A 1,899-nucleotide genomic window follows, 5' to 3' on the forward strand; every position below is an offset into this window, starting at 1 on the left:
TCTTATTATGCTATAGGTGCAGGATAGTTGAAAGTAACATCATAATAAGAAGGGAAATGGGAATTATAAGGGAAAAACAAGGAGCCCTTAATAATGATAAGACCTTCTGACCAAATAATAAAATTAATAAATGAACAGTATAAAACAATTGATGATGCTCACTCTAGTTTAAGTGAAATTTGGATAAAGGATATTCTATTCTCTTTCGGGTGGATGACAACATTTCTTTTAACAGTGGTCCCTTGGATAATATGGTTTATTTTTAGAAATAAAGAGAGTTCAGCCCGTTTAATGATAGGCGGTTTGTGGGCAATGATACTATAATAAATTAATCCCGTAATGCCGGACTATATTGCATGGGATTTTGCACTTATGCCAGTTACTATTATGTTCTTTTTACAAATAAAACCTCAGGTAAGTCCGATAATAAAAGGGCTAATCTTTGCAGGCATTACAGCATTTATAGCAGAACCTTTTAGCTTATGGATAGGCTACTATAAATATCCCGGGTGGAACTCAATCTTTTCATTTCCATTCTTTTTTGTCATTTATCTTATTGCTCATAAACTGGCTCATAGTTCAGCAATTAAACCCCTTTTTTAACATAAGAGTATTTTTATGTTCCAACATAATATTGAGTCTGTCAATCAGAAATGAATTATAGCATTTATGTATAAATGTATTTTGTTGTTAATCGAATGTTCACAGAAGGTTTGTGAAATATTGCACTTAAAATATAGGGGTGCGTTAGTTAAACAAAGGGGAATTGAAAAAGAAGTAGAAATAGTAGGTTAGGTAATTGATTACTTGATAAGCAGCTATCATAGCAGCTTACTTTTATTTTGGAATGTTTATTCAGCAGGAGGTGTGTATTTGTCAAGGGGGCTGCTCCATCATATCGAGCTGTACGTATCAAATTTGGAAAGGTCATCCGAATTTTGGGGGTGGTTTCTCGAGGAGTTAGGATATGTATCTTTTCAAAAGTGGGAATTCGGACAAAGCTGGAGACTAGGTGAAACCTACATTGTCTTTGTGCAGGCAGAGGAACGTTTTCTTGAAATTCCATATCATAGATGCCGAGTGGGGCTGAATCATCTGGCATTTTATGCTGAATCACGGCTTCACGTTGATGAAATAACGAATGTATTAGAGGCTAAAGGGGTCAATATCCTTTATAAAAACAAGCATCCTTTTGCGGGAGGAACTGCTCATTATGCAGTCTATTTCGAAGATCCTGATCGAATTAAAGTTGAATTAATTGCTCCTTTATAAAACGTGGTCTGCTTCTATTTATTATGGAAAGTGAAATTTATGAGCGGGAGGCTTAAAATGTTTATTGTAAATGTAGAAGGAGCTATAAGGAAAAATGACAAGTGGCTCATTGTTGAAAGAAGTAAAAAAGAGGAACATGCAGGTGGTTTGCTTTCCCTTGTTGGAGGAAAGGTGGATTTAGAAGGAAACTCATCAAATATTTTAGAAAGAACTGTAAAGCGTGAAATTTTAGAGGAAGTCGGTGTAAAAGTAAAAGACCGTTTAATTTATGTACACAGTACTTCTTTCGTAACAGATACTAATCAAAATGTAGTCGATATTGTTTTTCTTTGCGAATATGAATCTGGTGATGCATTACCTTTATGTTCCGATGAGGTAGAAGAGGTGCTTTGGTTAACAACTAAAGAGATTTTACATCACCCGAAAGCGCCTGTTTATTTAAAAGAAAGTATTAAATGTGCTGAAGCCTTGATTCCGGTCCATTAGTAGCAGGGGTCTATTAATCTCGTAATTGTAAAAAAAGCAGCCCAATTTCTCATTAATAATTATTGAGAAATTGGGCTTTAAACTTTTCTAACTATTATTTTATCAGGAACTATGCTTTTTAACAGAATCTATAATCTGATG

General features: G+C 34.4%; 4 protein-coding genes. All 4 read left to right on the top strand.

From position 1 onward, the window contains the following. The first annotated feature begins 93 nt into the window (after window positions 1–93). Complete coding sequence (locus BFI01S_RS21730; protein ID WP_061794423.1) at window positions 94–324, top strand: hypothetical protein; 231 nt, start codon at window positions 94–96, stop codon at window positions 322–324. Window positions 325–339: 15 nt separating this feature from the next. Further along, complete coding sequence (locus BFI01S_RS24655; RefSeq protein ID WP_115596673.1) at window positions 340–603, top strand: CBO0543 family protein; 264 nt, start codon at window positions 340–342, stop codon at window positions 601–603. 270 nt (window positions 604–873) lie between these two features. After that, the gene (locus BFI01S_RS21740) at window positions 874–1,272 is read left to right on the top strand and encodes a VOC family protein (RefSeq protein ID WP_061794425.1); all 399 of its coding nucleotides are present in this window, start codon (window positions 874–876) and stop codon (window positions 1,270–1,272) included. A 57-nt stretch (window positions 1,273–1,329) separates the two neighbouring features. Further along, the gene (locus tag BFI01S_RS21745) at window positions 1,330–1,758 is read left to right on the top strand and encodes an NUDIX hydrolase (protein WP_061794426.1); all 429 of its coding nucleotides are present in this window, start codon (window positions 1,330–1,332) and stop codon (window positions 1,756–1,758) included. Window positions 1,759–1,899: the final 141 nt, after the last annotated feature.

Source organism: Cytobacillus firmus NBRC 15306, assembly GCF_001591465.1.
Classification (GTDB): domain Bacteria; phylum Bacillota; class Bacilli; order Bacillales; family Cytobacillaceae; genus Cytobacillus; species Cytobacillus firmus.

Excerpts from the sequence above, each read along its gene's own strand:
- BFI01S_RS21745 (WP_061794426.1), top strand. The coding sequence starts at position 1,330 with ATGTTTATTGTAAATGTAGAAGGAGCTATAAGGAAAAATGACAAGTGG.
- BFI01S_RS24655 (WP_115596673.1), top strand. The coding sequence starts at position 340 with ATGCCGGACTATATTGCATGGGATTTTGCACTTATGCCAGTTACTATT.
- BFI01S_RS21730 (WP_061794423.1), top strand. The coding sequence starts at position 94 with ATGATAAGACCTTCTGACCAAATAATAAAATTAATAAATGAACAGTAT.